The organism is Psychrobacter raelei, from assembly GCF_022631235.3.
GTDB lineage: Bacteria > Pseudomonadota > Gammaproteobacteria > Pseudomonadales > Moraxellaceae > Psychrobacter > Psychrobacter raelei.
This window is the reverse complement of the sequence record NZ_CP093310.2, coordinates 765,786-779,752: the sequence shown is the minus strand read 5'-3', so window position 1 is coordinate 779,752 and position 13,967 is coordinate 765,786. Positions and strand designations below refer to the sequence as shown.

13 protein-coding genes are annotated in these 13,967 nt (G+C 44.3%); 5 read left to right on the top strand and 8 right to left on the bottom strand.

Annotation, left to right across the window (positions count from 1 at the left end):
• The first annotated feature begins 43 nt into the window (after nucleotides 1–43).
• From ureE to ureG, 3 genes are all read left to right on the top strand, one after another.
• A complete protein-coding gene (ureE, locus tag MN210_RS03315; RefSeq protein WP_338412547.1) occupies nucleotides 44–634 on the top strand; it encodes an urease accessory protein UreE in 591 nt (196 codons plus the stop codon).
• A complete protein-coding gene (locus MN210_RS03310) occupies nucleotides 627–1,472 on the top strand; it encodes an urease accessory protein UreF (protein ID WP_338412546.1) in 846 nt (281 codons plus the stop codon). Before ureE ends, MN210_RS03310 begins: the two co-directional genes overlap by 8 nt.
• A gap of 97 nt (nucleotides 1,473–1,569) precedes the next feature.
• Nucleotides 1,570–2,229, top strand: coding sequence for an urease accessory protein UreG (ureG, locus tag MN210_RS03305; RefSeq protein ID WP_110816188.1), 660 nt, complete (start codon nucleotides 1,570–1,572; stop codon nucleotides 2,227–2,229).
• A gap of 125 nt (nucleotides 2,230–2,354) precedes the next feature.
• On the opposite strand, the gene MN210_RS03300 is transcribed toward ureG, so the two are convergent.
• Nucleotides 2,355–3,554 carry an IS256 family transposase gene (locus MN210_RS03300; protein ID WP_241879195.1) on the bottom strand — a complete coding sequence of 400 codons (1,200 nt, stop codon included), beginning with the start codon at nucleotides 3,552–3,554 and terminating at the stop codon, nucleotides 2,355–2,357.
• Between the two features lie 89 nt (nucleotides 3,555–3,643).
• Between MN210_RS03300 and MN210_RS03295 the strand changes: the two genes are divergently transcribed.
• Complete coding sequence (locus MN210_RS03295) at nucleotides 3,644–4,321, top strand: HupE/UreJ family protein (RefSeq protein WP_338412545.1); 678 nt, start codon at nucleotides 3,644–3,646, stop codon at nucleotides 4,319–4,321.
• 173 nt (nucleotides 4,322–4,494) lie between these two features.
• Here MN210_RS03295 and MN210_RS03290 read toward each other — a convergent pair whose 3' ends face one another.
• From MN210_RS03290 to ispH, 7 genes are all read right to left on the bottom strand, one after another.
• Nucleotides 4,495–6,234, bottom strand: coding sequence for an AMP-binding protein (locus tag MN210_RS03290; RefSeq protein ID WP_338412544.1), 1,740 nt, complete (start codon nucleotides 6,232–6,234; stop codon nucleotides 4,495–4,497).
• A gap of 133 nt (nucleotides 6,235–6,367) precedes the next feature.
• A complete protein-coding gene (locus MN210_RS03285; protein ID WP_303623974.1) occupies nucleotides 6,368–6,880 on the bottom strand; it encodes an IS630 family transposase in 513 nt (170 codons plus the stop codon).
• 41 nt (nucleotides 6,881–6,921) lie between these two features.
• Entirely contained in the window at nucleotides 6,922–7,425 is a 504-nt protein-coding gene (locus tag MN210_RS03280; protein WP_241878649.1) for a winged helix-turn-helix domain-containing protein, read from the bottom strand.
• Nucleotides 7,426–7,611: 186 nt separating this feature from the next.
• Nucleotides 7,612–8,835, bottom strand: coding sequence for a nicotinate phosphoribosyltransferase (gene pncB, locus MN210_RS03275; protein WP_241879194.1), 1,224 nt, complete (start codon nucleotides 8,833–8,835; stop codon nucleotides 7,612–7,614).
• A 200-nt stretch (nucleotides 8,836–9,035) separates the two neighbouring features.
• On the bottom strand, nucleotides 9,036–10,997 hold the full coding sequence (htpG, locus tag MN210_RS03270) for a molecular chaperone HtpG (protein WP_425605630.1): 1,962 nt from the start codon (nucleotides 10,995–10,997) through the stop codon (nucleotides 9,036–9,038).
• 233 nt (nucleotides 10,998–11,230) lie between these two features.
• Complete coding sequence (locus tag MN210_RS03265; RefSeq protein WP_338412543.1) at nucleotides 11,231–12,043, bottom strand: thioesterase family protein; 813 nt, start codon at nucleotides 12,041–12,043, stop codon at nucleotides 11,231–11,233.
• Between the two features lie 31 nt (nucleotides 12,044–12,074).
• Nucleotides 12,075–13,031 (bottom strand): 4-hydroxy-3-methylbut-2-enyl diphosphate reductase, encoded by a 957-nt coding sequence (ispH, locus tag MN210_RS03260; protein WP_011959860.1) that lies wholly within the window; start codon nucleotides 13,029–13,031, stop codon nucleotides 12,075–12,077.
• A gap of 218 nt (nucleotides 13,032–13,249) precedes the next feature.
• Here ispH and gmk point away from each other — a divergent pair, with 218 nt between their 5' ends.
• Nucleotides 13,250–13,864 carry a guanylate kinase gene (gene gmk / locus MN210_RS03255; RefSeq protein WP_011959859.1) on the top strand — a complete coding sequence of 205 codons (615 nt, stop codon included), beginning with the start codon at nucleotides 13,250–13,252 and terminating at the stop codon, nucleotides 13,862–13,864.
• The last annotated feature ends 103 nt before the right edge of the window (nucleotides 13,865–13,967 follow it).

The window sequence follows — 13,967 nt, the reverse complement described above, 5'->3', positions numbered from 1 at the left end:
TTATATTGATTGACTCAACCCATATAGCGACCTACAGATAATTATGAAAATATATACCCAACGTCTTAGTACCAGTGACCTAACAGAAGAACAAATGGCACGTCTTGAAACTCAAATACAGGATAAAAACTATCTTTGTTTAGATTTTGACACTCGACAGCGTAGTCGATTCAAGGCGAATAATGAACGTCAACAGTCGCTAGGTATTGATTTACCTCGTACAGAAACCTTAAAAAGTGGCAGCGTATTATCCAATCAACAAGGCGATCTAATCCAAGTAATAGCTGCCGATCAGACGTTGATTTGTGTCACTGCAGAGGATAGTTTCAACCTCATGAAAGGTGCTTATCACTTAGGTAATCGTCATGTGCCACTTATGATTACTCCTGACGCTTTGTACTTCGAACCGGATCATGTGTTGGAATCAATGCTACAAAATCTCGGACTGCATACAAGGCAGGTTCAAGCACCTTTCGAACCTGAGACGGGTGCCTATAAAGGGGGGCATGCGCACAGTCATAGTCATGGCATTGAACATAATCATAGCACTGAGCATAGTCATCCTCATGTACACGCACATGACCATGAACATCACCATAGCCATAATGCCGGACATAGCCACTCACATGACTGAGACGACTGCTAACATGCCAGCGGCTTTAACAGCCGATCAGCCTAAAGAGAGTCAGACTATTATAGATAGCCCTGCTCAACCCATTGATGTCACGGGTCGTTTATTGATGCTCGCATCGAGTAATCTACCGATCGGTAGTTATACTTACTCTCAGGGCATTGAACCTGCTATTGAAGCAGGACTAATTTATGACGAGAGCAGTACTTTGGAATTTATGAGTGATTATCTGCAGTTGGCTTTGACAGGTTATGAATTGCCAACTTTGGCACTGATGGTTACTGCACTTACTAATGATAATGAACATTTAGCACAAGCACTGGCGGCTGACTATCACGCTAGCCGCGAGAGTAAAGAGTTTGTCTTTGAGTCTACCCAGTTAGCCATTTCTCTTTCTGCTTGGCTTGATGAAGTTTTAGATTTAAATGTACCAGACGAGCTACTTAGACACGGGTTCCTACCACTTTTTGCTAATATCTGTGCTCATTGGCAGATTAGCCCAAAGCAAGCCATGACCACTTATGCTTTTGGTCAAATTGAAAACATGGTACTGGCTGCGGTTAAAACAGTACCTCTTGGACAAATGGTAGGACAGCGCATTATTTGGCAATTGCAGAATCAACTAGAAAATTACAGCAATACGATAGCGACTCAGGTCAGTGAGGTCTATCAGTTTTATCTAAATCAGACACCGCAGCTAGAACCATGCAGTAGTTTTAATAAAAATCAGCGTTCTATAAGCTTTTTTTATAAACAGCTGAATATGTCAGCCAATTTGCCTTATTTGGCAAAGCTGTCTAGTCAGCACGAACGACAATATAGTCGATTATTTCGGTCATAGTCGTCGCTATATCGAAAGATAGTTATCTTAAAAACAACTCTCTTAAAACTAGCTGTTTTAAAAAAACACCTATTAAAATTAAATTAAGGAATTATTCATGGCACTTACTCCCAAAACTCAACACTCAAAGAGTCAAAACCCTACCGCACTATCCCCACTACGTCTTGGCATTGGTGGACCAGTTGGCTCTGGCAAAACAGCATTAACGCTAAGACTTTGTCAAAGTTTACGTGATGAGTTAAATATGGCCGTGGTAACCAATGACATTTATACCAAAGAAGACTCAGAGTTTTTGACCCGCAATAATGCCATGCCTGCAGAACGCATTCGTGGGGTCGAAACGGGAGGCTGTCCTCATACAGCGATACGTGAAGATGCATCTATTAATCTGTCTGCTATTGCTGAATTACAAAGCCAGTTTCCAGGCTTAGAACTCATTATTATTGAATCAGGTGGTGATAACTTAGCGGCCACCTTTAGTCCAGAGCTTTCTGATTTAACCCTATACGTTATTGATGTTTCGGCTGGCGATAAAATACCACGCAAAGGTGGGCCAGGTATTATGAAATCTGACTTGCTTATTATCAATAAGACAGATTTAGCGCCTTTAGTAGGGGCCTCGCTGGAAGTTATGGCTCGTGATGCAAAAAAAATGCGTGGCGAAAAGCCCGTGGTCTTTAGCAACATGAAAACGGGTGAAGGCTTGGATGAAATTGTTGCCTTTATTAAAGACAAAGGCATGCTCGGTACTGTATAAAGCTGTTAGTAGCCGTACTCATATTTTTATATCTCACTATTGGATAACCGAACAGGATAATCAGGAAATCTGATAGTGAAAAAATCGACTTACTCGAGGGCGTTCAAAACTCTGTGTCAACTAAATTAAAGACGCATCACCGAATCTAATCGACCAGGGAAATAGATAGACAGCTGCATCATCGTCTGTCCCCAATTACGAATCGGCATCGTCCACTTGGCACTGGCATTTAACATACCAACATACAACAATTTGAGCAAGCTGGTTTCATTCGGGAAAGCGCCTTTGGTTTTAGTAAGTTTACGAAACTGACGATGTACCGCTTCCACCGCATTGGTGGTATAAATAGGCTTTCTGACTGCTTCAGGATACTTAAAATAGGCAGATAGTAAATGCCACTTGTCCCGCCAAGACTTAATCACCGCCGGATACTGATCGCCCCAAACAGCCTCTAAATCATCAAGAGCCAGTTCAGCTGACTCCTTATTAACTGCCTTATAAACAGGCTTTAAATCGCGCATAAAGGCTTTTTGATCACGACTAGCTACATAACGGATACTATTACGGATTTGGTGAATCACACACAGCTGTACTTCTGTATTGGGGAAAATGGCATTGATGGCTTCAGGAAAACCCTTTAGGCCATCCACACAAGCGATGAGAATATCTTGTACGCCACGATTGTGTAAATCTGTGAGCACAGATAGCCAGTAGTTTGCCCCTTCGCTTTCAGAGCAATACAGACCAATGAGTTCTTTTTTGCCTTCGGTATTAAGTGCTAATAGCGTGTAAATGGCTTTGCTGACATAGCGTCCTTCGTCTTTGACCTTGTAGTAAATCGCATCAAGCCAGACAAACGGATAAACGCTGTCGAGTGGACGAGATTGCCATGCTTTAAGCTGCGGTATCAGCTCATCAGTGATGCTACTGATGGTCGCCTCTGAGACCTCAAGTTGGTATATCTCAGCAATGTGGTGGCGTATGTCACGGTAACTCATGCCATGAGAAAATAGCGATAGGATGCGGCTATCGATCTCAGCGGTGAGTTTAGTTTGATGTTTCTTGACCAACACAGGCTCATATTCACCGTTACGATCTCGTGGCGTTTCAAGCTCGAAGCTGCCCGCCGCTGATTTGACGGTCTTTTTGCTGTAACCGTTACGACGGTTGCTTGTAGAACTTTGTTCAAGGTGGCTTTGTATTTCGGCATTTAAGGCAGCTTCGGTGAGCTGTTTGATGAGTGGGGCAAGTACCCCGTCACTGCCTGTGATAGGTTTACCTGCTTGAATGCCTTTTAAGGCTTCGTTAAAGTCAAAGTTTTGCATGGTGTCATTCCTTGTTTTTTACATAGTTTAGGGGAATGACACAGAATTTTGAACACTACCACTTACCTCCTATTTTTAAGGAATTTATAATGACTATAAATAAATTACCATTAATTAGACTACCTGCTACCGCTAATAAAACTGCAACTTTTAGTTTAATAACCTTATTCACTTTATTACCGACACTGGCTTTCGCACATCCTGGCCATGATATTTTAACTTCACAGGGATCTTTTTTATCTTCTGTATTATCAGGTTTAATGCATCCATTGACTGGCCTTGATCATTTAATGTTAGCGTTGGGCATGGGTGTACTATTCACTCAAATGAACCGCTTTAAAAAAGGACTGGTGTCATTGTCTATCGGTTTAATAGCAGGCTTCGCACTTAGTTTGAGTTTTAATTTAAATAACCTCTATATTGAGGGAGGTATCATTTTATCGATTATACTGCTGACTGCCGCGCTTATGAGCCGTCACTTTAATCCCGTCTTAACTGAGAGCTCTAGTACTTCCGTTAATAAGAGCTATAACTTAGCTATTATGGGTTTTGGTGCTTTAGCCATGTTCCATGGCGCCGCACATGCTCTAGAAGTTCCTGCGAACAGTATAACCCCTGGTTTCTTTATCGGTATGATTGTCAGCATGATTGCTCTTTATTCGGTAGGTAATGTTATTGCTAAATACCTAAGCACACACGTTCAAAACAGTTTGATTGTTCAGCGCCTTTTAGCTGTCGTCGGCTTGTGCGCTGTATTATTTAGTTAGCAGCACATTTATTAGTAGCACGTTTGACAAAGGTGAATTGTTTTATAGAAAATGTATCATTCATATATCGCTTAGTTGAAACCAAATACAAAGCCCAGTCTGAAAATTCAGGCTGGGCTTTATAATAGCGAGGAGAATATACTGCGTATTAAAGATTAATCATAAAATTAGGCCTATGCCACTACATCCAACTCTTCTTTCATCATCTTCACAATTTTAAACTTCTGAATTTTACCGGTGACAGTCATCGGGTACTGCTCAACAAACCGAATGTAGGTGGGAATCTTAAAGTGAGCAATTTGGTTATAACAAAAATCTCGTATTTCTTGTTCAGTGAGGGTTTCGCCTGCTTTAGGAATAATCCAAGCCGCCAGTACCTCACCATAATGAGCATCCGGAACACCCACAATTTGCACATCGGCAATCTTAGGATGACGGTATAAGAAGTTCTCCACTTCAATGGGATAAATATTTTCCCCACCTCGAATAATCATATCCTTACTGCGTCCCACCACCGTGATATAGCCGTGCTCATCCATACTGCCTAAATCTCCGGTATGCATCCAGCCATCAACTATGGCCTCGGCAGTTTTCACTGGGTCATTCCAGTAGCCTTGCATCACCGCATAGCCTTTGGTCAAAATCTCCCCCACCTCTCCTATCGACAAGGTTTGGCCATTGAGTGGATCCACCACTTTGACCTCAAGATGCGGCTGCACCACCCCCACAGTAGCAATGCGCTTTTCAAACTCCGTGGTTGGCAAGGTCTGGGTAGCTTTAGGACTGGTCTCGGTCATACCATAGGCAATGGTCAACTCACTCATATGCATCTGTTTGATAATACGCTGCATAAGCTCTCGTGGGCAGCTTGCCCCACCAGATACACCAGTACGAAGGCTGCTTAAATCAAAGCGGGCAAAATCAGGATGATTTAAGATGGCTAAAAACATACTGGGCACGGCATGCAGCACGGTACATTTTTCCTCATTAATAGCCTGCAACACACTTAATGGGTCAAAGCTGCTGCTAGGATACACCAAGGTGGCGCCATGCGATAACATCGTTAGATTACCCAGTACCATCGCAAAGCAGTGATACAGCGGCAGTGGCAAGCACAGCTTATCTTCAGCGGTTAAACACAAGGTTTCGCCCAGATGATAGGCATTATTAAGCAGATTCCTGTGGGTCAGTGTGGCCCCTTTGGGCGTACCTGTCGTGCCACTGGTAAACTGAATGTTGATCGCGTCATTGGCGTTTAGCTGATTTTGACGCTCGGTAAGCTTGGGATCATCTGCATCGCCTTCAGCCAACCAATCAGAGAATTTTTGCATAAATCCAAAGCTTTCATCGCTATTTGGGGCATCTATCCAAATTAAGCGCTTTAGATTGGGCAATGTATTGAGCGCTAAGCACTCATAGCTTTGATGACACATCTCCGGTGCCATTTGTTGCACCATCTGCACATAATCGCTGGTCTTGAAATGACGCATAAATACCAAAGCTTTACAATCCACTTTATTTAGCGCGTACTCAAGCTCCGATATACGGTAGGCAGGATTGATATTCACCAAAATGATGCCCGCTTTGGCCGTGGCCAATTGCATTAGCAACCATTCGGCATTGTTGTGCGACCAGATGCCTACGCGGTCACCTTTTTGCAATCCCATCCTTATCATGCTGCTGGCCAATTGATTCGATTTTTGTTGCAGCTGCTGGTAGGTGAGCCGAATATGTTGATGGCAAGATACCAAGGCTTCTTTGTCTGGCGTCTGATTGGCCACAGAGTCAAAGTAATCGCCAATGGTAGATTCAATCAGCGGGGTATCAGTGGCGCCAATATCATGGCTCATCTGAAGTGGTGCATGGCGTGAGCCTGCATTAGGAAAACGCTGCTCTAATAACTGTCTAAACATAGTCTCATCCTTGTGATAGTCCATCGCTATTAACGTCCTTGTTAATAATACTGGCTGCGCTAAGCATCAGTTAAGCTAAACAATAGTTTAGTAAAACGAAACCAGTAATCTCATTATACTCATAATACCAATTCTAAAAAATAACACTCAAATCGCACCACTCCCGCTGAGTGATAGACCTAATTAAGTTAGTCTCATTACACAATGCATTCCAAGCGTCACATGCCGCATCGACAATCACATCATAACTCTCAAAACAGCGATTAGATAACCAATGCTGTTTAAGGTACTGCCATACCTGTTCAGCAGGGTTAAGTTCAGGTGAGTAGGGAGGCAATTTAAGCATGGTCACATTATCTTTATCCAAGCTTGGTTGGTGCCATAGCGCCCCATCCATAACCACCACGGCATGCCGACCTTCAGGAACAGCTTTACTAATTTCCTCCATATGCAATCCCATGGCTTGCTTATTCACATAAGGTAGAACAAGTCCAACACTCTCACCTGTCGCCGGATTAAAGGCACCAAACAGATAAGTCGATTCAAACTGCTGTTGCCTGACTATTCGAGGTCTTTGTCCTTTATAGTGCCAAACCCTTGTGATAGAACCTTGTTGTCCAATACGTGTTTCATCCTGAAACCATATATCAACTTGCTTGATATCAACACCATCAGGTAGAACTTGCTTTACCTGCTCAAGGAAGTTTTTTTATATGCCTCCATGACTTTAGGATCTGCCTTAGGATGCTGACTACGCGCAGATATCCAGCTCATACCAATACGTTTCATGAGAGGATAGATCGCTTTAGGGGTATAGTTGGCGTTAAATTGCTCCTTGGCGATTTGTGCGATGTCTTTTGCCGTGAGCCTACCACCACCTCTTTGCTGCTGAGCTTCTACTATCGCTTGTTTGAATGGTTCTATGTCTTTTTCTGCTAAAAGACTCTTTCTGCCTCTGCCAGCTGCGTCATAGACACTAGTGATACCATGCAACCAGTATTTCCTTCTTATGGTATAGACGCTTCTAGGGTTATAGCCAAAGTTCTCTGCGACGGTCGCTATAGGATGACCTTGACTCAGTTGATGCAGCATGAGTAGTCTGATTCGCGCTCTGGCATTGCCTTCTGTTTTAGACAATTGCAGAAAATCGTGGTCTGTGAGTTTATGATTTCTAGGGGTCTTTTTCGGCATATGATTCTATTATGTTGTTGAGTTGGTTGTATTGTACCTTATTTCTTAGAATTGGTATAACTTTTAAAATAATAAAAGTGCTATTTGACATAAAAAAAGGGCCCATAAGAGCCCTGTCGCTAAGTTAAGTGTTAAAGCTTGTGCCTATCTTTAACGCGTAAGCTTGCTAAAAGTGGTGCGCATAGCTTATTGGTCTTGTTCTTCTTTTATATCAAATACCTGACGCAAATAGGCCAAGTAGGTGTCATTGTGGATCATGGTTTTGCCTGGGCTATCAGACAGCTTGGCCACGGGCTGACCATTACATTCCACCAGCTTTAATACGATATTTAGTTGGGTGGGTCCCATGTCATTGGTCAAATTGGTACCGATACCAAAGCTTGTCTGAATACGCTCTTTAAAATACTCATGCAGCTGCCATGCTTTTTTAATATCCAGGCCGTCACTGAAGGTAAGTACTTTGGTCTTAGGATCAATCTTAAGCTGGCGGTAATGGTTAATTGCCTTATCGCCCCACACATAAGGGTCGCCACTATCATGACGCAGTCCATCAAACAATTTGGCAAAGTACAGATCAAAATCACGTAAAAAGGCATCCATCCCCACCACATCGGTTAAAGCAATACCTAAGTCGCCTCGATACTCATGCACCCACGCCTCAAGTGCTGCTTTTTGTGAGTCACGCAAACGCACATCAAGCGCTTGGAAAGCCTGCATAAATTCGTGCGCCATGGTGCCAATCGGCGTGATTTTTAATTTTTTGGCCAAATACACATTAGAGGTACCGCGTACGATACTCGGTGCCGCTTTATGCAAGGTTTCAACCACATGGGTATGCCAGGCCTTGCTAAAACGGCGACGGGTGCCAAAATCAGCGATGATAAACGGCGGCATGCTGCGGCTTTGCTCGCCGGCGTAACGTTGCAACAAGTCTACTTTTTGCTGCAGACGTCTTTCTCCCTCTTCAATAATCTTAGGCGTGGTCAGCTGCTGATAATACAGCTCATTGACGATGGCCAAGACGAACACTTCAAAGAACATCGCCTGAATCATCGGGCCTTCGATATCGATATTTAAGCGGTTCTTGTCATCAATACTCACGTGAATATGGCGACGCTTTAGCTTAAATAGCTCCAGATAATCTACAAAATCTGCTCTAATAAAGCGCAGGCCACTCAGATAATCCAGCTCATCTTGGGTAAAGCTTAGCTGACACAAGTGATCAAGCTGAGCCTCTAGAGCCGGCTTAATATCCGCCAGCGGATAAGCGGTGTCTTGATAATTGCGGCAGCGAAAGCGGTACACACCATGGGTTTGTGGGAACTGATGTAGCATGGCTTGTAGCATGGTAAATTTGTACAAGTCATTATCAAGCAACGAGGTGATTATTGGAGTAATAGGTTTTGTCATAATTTCGCTCAAAATTTAAAATCAGCCAGTCTTTACAATCTTATTCATCGTAATATTATGACTTGTTCGGCCCATTAATGCTATTTGGCATTGTCATTTAACCCCCGCCATCCCATTCTCCATAAAAAAAGGACCCAGCTATACTGAGTCCTCTTCATTATAAACACTGTTATCAACACGGTTAACGCTATTTTCTAAGGCTATTTAAGCAGTAGCTCGTTAATACGTTTTAGATAGGCCGATGGGTCCTCTAACTGTCCCCCTTCCGCCAATAGTGCCTGATCGAAGATAACCTGCGCTAAGTCATCAAACTGCTCACTTGATTCAAGCTTTTGAATCAGCGGATGGGTGGGGTTGACCTCCAAGATAGGCTGAGTCTCTGGCACTTCTTGGCCCATTTGTTTGAGCATCTGAATCATTTGTGGTGACAGCTCTCCCTCTGGAGTGACTAAAATCGCTGGACTATCGACCAAGCGATTTGACACACGCACATCTTTGGCACGTGAGCCCAGCGCAGTTTTTAGCTTATCTACCACAGGCTTTAAGCTCTCTTCGGCTTTTTTGACTTCTTCTTTTTCTGCCTCATCTTGCAAGTCACCTAAGTCCACAGCGCCTTTGGCAATGTTTTGTAGTGGCGTGCCATCAAACTGAGTTAAGAAGTTCATTGCCCACTCATCAACGCGGCTGGTCATCAAGATAACTTCGATGCCTTTTTTCTTAAACAGCTCTAATTGTGGGCTGTTTTTGGCCGCAGCTAAATTCTCAGCGGTTAGATAATAGATGGCTTTTTGGCCCTCTTTCATGCGGGCTTTGTAGTCTTCAAAGCCAGTCTCTAAACCGTCTGTGGTGGTTGTGGCATAACGCAGCAGCTTAGCAATACGCTCTTGGTTACTCATATCTTCACCAAGACCTTCTTTGATCACATCGCCAAACTCACTGTAGAACTGTTTGAACTTCTGTTGCTTATCGCTATCTTCACTGTTTGCAAGGCTTGCTAATAGTGTCAACACACGGCGCGCGTTACCATCTCGAATAGACTTAACATCACGAGACTCTTGCAAAATCTCACGGCTAACGTTCAGTGGTAGGTCTTGAGAGTCAATTACCCCTTTCACGAAGCGCAGATACATAGGTAGCAGCTGCTCTGCGTCATCCATAATAAATACGCGTTTTACATACAGCTTTAGACCATGCTGCTGCTCACGGGCATATAAATCAAATGGGGCTTTTTTAGGAATATACAGCAGCTGTGTGTATTGCACGCGGCCTTCAACTCGATTGTGTGTCCAAGCTAAGGGATCTTCAAAGTCGTAGCTGATGTTTTTATAAAACTCGTTATACTCTTCGTCTTCAATCTCAGAGCTTGAGCGGGTCCAAAGTGCGCTGGCCTTGTTAATAGTCTCCCACTCGTCGGTCACTACCATTTCGCCGCCAGTGGGTGTATCACCCTCCTCACCTTCCTCGGCGACTTCTTCTTGCCACACCTCTTTACGCATCTGAATTGGCAGGCTAATATGGTCAGAGTATTTATTGACCAAAGCTTTTAGCTTGTTGCGGTCTAGATAGTTGTCTTCGCCTTCACTGAACTCATCTTTTAGATGTAGCGTGATAGAGGTGCCGCGGCTGTCTTTGGTGATGCTCTCAGTGGTAAATTTACCAGTACCGTCAGATACCCAGCGTACGCCTTGGTCTGCAGGCTCACCCGCTTTACGTGATTCAACAGTAATCGTGTCTGCAACGATAAAGCCTGAGTAAAAACCAACCCCAAATTGACCAATTAATTGACCATCTTGCTTTTGTGATTCAGATAATTGCTCTAAGAATGCTTTAGTACCAGATTTGGCAATGGTACCCAAGTTCTCAATTGTGTCCGCTTCATTCATACCAATACCATTGTCGATAAAGGTAATGGTCTTAGCCTCGGTATCAATATCGATGCGAACTTTTAGCTCACCATCATCTTCATAAAGACTGTCATCGCTGGTGGCTTCAAAGCGTAATTTGTCACAAGCATCGGATGCGTTTGATACCAACTCACGCACAAAAATATCAGAGTTTGAGTACAGTGAGTGAGTCACTAAATGCAGCAACTGTGCTACTTCTGCTTCGAAAACGTGCTGAGTGGCGTTTTGATTTTCGCTCATGTGTTTATTTTCGCTCATGGGTTCCTCTTGGATTGTCCATAATTATTTTTATGCCTATTGGCTATCTCGCCCGTTATCATATACCTCTATTGAAGCTATGACCTGGCGTTTGGGTTACCTAACTAATAGGGGCACGGTGCTGTTTTTTCAAGCTAGGTTTGTGATTATGCGTCATAAAAAAACGCCGACTTTTAATAAATCGGCGTTGTGCGTCACTCTTAACTCATTTTGAGCCATGCAGGCTTGGCTAACTATACCATGGGCCGCAAGGTCAAGACCTGCTCACTACGACCAAAAGGCCCCCGCTTATCATGCAACACTGCACTGGTTAAGCCAATGCCATCAGCACCGTATTGCTGCACCGCCTCAATCCCCAACCATTTGCCCTCAGGCAGGCGGTGCATGTGAATTTGTAGGTCAGTATTGGGAAAAGCCAATTTGGTTTCGGCAAGCTGTAAGCCATTACGAGGGACCACACCATTGGCGGTATCCACCAGCCCCATTAAGCGCACAAAGTCGGTTGTGGCCTCGCCCTCGACCATATCATAAGCGGTGGTCAACCAGACCACACCTTTGCCCGGACGACGCTCAGGATCTGAGACCGCTGTGGTGCTGGCAATAAACCCACCTGGCCAAATACTCATGCCTGGCCAAATGGGTAAAGATTCTGGTGACGCTGTCAGTGCGTGGTCCTCAAGACCGGCAATATTTGAGGTATCTTGGCTAAGCAGCCGCCAAGCTCTGGCGATAATACAATCACGACCCCCACTACTCATCACCGCCTCAATAAGCTCGATGGTTTTGCCTGGGCGGATGCTGCGAGTGGTAATACTAAACGCTTGTAAGGGAATTAAACCCAAGATATCAAGGCTTATGCGCGCAATACGCAGATGCGGCTGAGGCGCAAAAATCTCAAGCTCATGCGCCAAAATACCGGTGGCTGGAGCCATGTGCTGCTCGTGCTCATTCCATGCCCCTTGCGCATGGATGGTAGGTTGGTAATGCGCTGTGCAGCTGCCGTCTTGTTGCTGTTCACGGCTGATGCACTGATAATATGACGTCATAAATCATCCTTAATTTATTAAACCAATGGGCTTATAAACCCACCTCTTTTACGGGGATGCGCAGCTCTTTTGGTAAGCTAAAGGTTACATTTTCTTCAATCCCTTTGAGCTCATCAGGTAAATCTCCGCCCCATTGTTGAAGCTGATTTAACACTTCTTGAATAAGAATCTCTGGCGCTGATGCACCGGCGGTGACACCCACAGCGCCCACCCCAGCAAACCACTCTTTTTTCATCTCACCGGCATTATCAATTAAGTAAGCTTTGCAGTTCATACGCTCCGCTAATTCGCGTAGACGGTTTGAGTTAGAGGAGTTGGGAGAACCCACCACCAATACCACTTCGCAGCGCTGAGCTAAGTCTTTGACTGCATCTTGACGGTTTTGAGTGGCATAACAGATGTCATCTTTGCGTGGCCCTTGAATGTTAGGGAATTTTTTGCGCAGCGCATCAATGACCACTGCTGTGTCATCCATAGACAAGGTGGTCTGAGTCACAAAAGCCAGACGATCAGGATCACTCACTTCTAATTTTTCGACATCTGCCTCATTTTCTACCAGATGAATCTCGCCACCATATTGCGCGCTAAAGCGGCCCATGGTGCCCTCAACTTCTGGGTGACCTTGGTGACCGATAAGCACCGCATCCATTTTTTCACGGGCGAACTTGGCCACCTCAATATGCACTTTGGTTACCAAAGGACAGGTCGCATCAAATACCGTTAAATCTCGGCGCTCAGCCTCATCTTCTACCGCTTTTGACACCCCATGTGCTGAGAAGATAACGATAGAGCCATCGGGTACTTCATGTAATTCTTCTACGAACACCGCGCCGCGATTGGCCAAATCAGACACCACAAATTTGTTATGCACCACTTCATGGCGTACATAAATGGGCGGCTCAAAGCGTGCCAATGCTTCATTTACAATAGCAATAGCACGGTCAACACCGGCACAAAACCCACGAGGGTTGGCAAGATAAATTTGCATAACAGACCTTCACAATAGATAATCGAAGAAATAAAATGTGAAAAACGCAGCTAAGCCCATCGGCTTATTTCTATGCATTAGACAAACTATTTTGTGACTACTTTAACATATCCGCTAAAATAGAAGGCATCTTGGCGCTGATTTATTCGTAATATACACCTATTTTTCATATTCCTTTTTTGGCGCACCTTCCTTTATCCACTATAGAGAATCACTTTATGAAAGGCTCCCTTTTTATTATCACAGCCGCTTCAGGCACAGGTAAGACATCTTTAGTTAAACAGCTTATCGCCACCACCAATGATTTGGCTGTCAGCGTCTCACACACCACCCGCGAGCCGCGTCCCGGTGAAATCCATGGCCAGCACTATCATTTTACCGATACAGCCAAGTTTATCGAGGGCATTCAGGCCGGTGAGTTTTTGGAGCATGCGCAGGTTTTTGATAATTATTATGGCACGTCACGCCAAAGCGTAAACCAGCAGCTTGAGTCTGGGGTCGATGTGATCTTAGAGATTGACTGGCAAGGCGCGTTACAGGTTAAAGAGCTGTATGAGGATGTGACCATGATTTTTATTTTGCCACCAAGCCAGGCCACGTTACGTCAGCGCCTCTCCTCACGTGGTCAAGACTCCCAAGAGGTAATCGAAAAGCGCTTAGCTGGTGCGGTGACTGAAATGCAGCAATACGTGCACTTCGATTATGTGGTGATTAATGATCAATTTGAAGCCGCTTTGTCTGAGTTAAAAGCAATTATTGTGGCCAAGCGTCAAACGCTCGCCCGCCAGCAAGCGCGTTATGCTGAAGTTATCAAAGACTTAATCACTGAATAATAAGCTTTGGCAATATCCGCCCTAAGCCGGCCTGCTTCGAACTAAAATAAAGCTACCCACTTAAGGGCGAAATCTTGCTATAATAGCTGATTAATTATCGCAT

Bases quoted from the DNA above. Each gene is read 5' to 3' on its own strand.
- MN210_RS03310 (WP_338412546.1), top strand. From the start codon at position 627: ATGACTGAGACGACTGCTAACATGCCAGCGGCTTTAACAGCCGATCAG.
- MN210_RS03295 (WP_338412545.1), top strand. From the start codon at position 3,644: ATGACTATAAATAAATTACCATTAATTAGACTACCTGCTACCGCTAAT.
- htpG (WP_425605630.1), bottom strand. From the start codon at position 10,997: ATGAGCGAAAATAAACACATGAGCGAAAATCAAAACGCCACTCAGCAC.
- MN210_RS03300 (WP_241879195.1), bottom strand. From the start codon at position 3,554: ATGCAAAACTTTGACTTTAACGAAGCCTTAAAAGGCATTCAAGCAGGT.
- gmk (WP_011959859.1), top strand. From the start codon at position 13,250: ATGAAAGGCTCCCTTTTTATTATCACAGCCGCTTCAGGCACAGGTAAG.
- ispH (WP_011959860.1), bottom strand. From the start codon at position 13,031: ATGCAAATTTATCTTGCCAACCCTCGTGGGTTTTGTGCCGGTGTTGAC.
- MN210_RS03265 (WP_338412543.1), bottom strand. From the start codon at position 12,043: ATGACGTCATATTATCAGTGCATCAGCCGTGAACAGCAACAAGACGGC.
- ureE (WP_338412547.1), top strand. From the start codon at position 44: ATGAAAATATATACCCAACGTCTTAGTACCAGTGACCTAACAGAAGAA.
- pncB (WP_241879194.1), bottom strand. From the start codon at position 8,835: ATGACAAAACCTATTACTCCAATAATCACCTCGTTGCTTGATAATGAC.
- ureG (WP_110816188.1), top strand. From the start codon at position 1,570: ATGGCACTTACTCCCAAAACTCAACACTCAAAGAGTCAAAACCCTACC.
- MN210_RS03280 (WP_241878649.1), bottom strand. From the start codon at position 7,425: ATGCCGAAAAAGACCCCTAGAAATCATAAACTCACAGACCACGATTTT.
- MN210_RS03290 (WP_338412544.1), bottom strand. From the start codon at position 6,234: ATGTTTAGACAGTTATTAGAGCAGCGTTTTCCTAATGCAGGCTCACGC.